This window comes from Brucella tritici, from assembly GCF_902825325.1.
Classification (GTDB): Bacteria; Pseudomonadota; Alphaproteobacteria; order Rhizobiales; family Rhizobiaceae; genus Brucella.
On sequence record NZ_CADEAR010000090.1, the window covers coordinates 1 to 331 of the forward strand.

The following is a 331-nucleotide window of genomic DNA, read 5'->3' on the forward strand; positions in this document are numbered from 1 at the left end:
ACCGCCAGTTCACGCGGCGACAGATCGGCGTGGTCCAGCGCCATTTCGATAATGCGATCCCGGATATCGTCAGGGATGCGGTTCCACACCCGTGATGGCGCGGGCGTCCGGTCTTTCAGTCCTTCGACGCCATGGGTCAGAAACCGGTCATACCAGCGATAGAATGTCGGCCTTGGAATACCCAGCCGGTCGAGGGTTTGTCTGGCCGACAGGTGCGATTGCTCGACCAACCGAATGATCTCAAGCTTCTCGGTGGCGGGATATCTCATTCGTCGTCGCCCCCATCCCCGATCATGCTTTTTTTGAGCAGGCGGTTTTCCAGGGTGACGTC

1 pseudogene is annotated in these 331 nt (G+C 58.9%); it reads right to left on the reverse strand.

Annotated features, from left to right (window positions below):
• Positions 1–331, reverse strand: a pseudogene (locus HWX93_RS22800) (helix-turn-helix domain-containing protein); the annotation flags it as partial.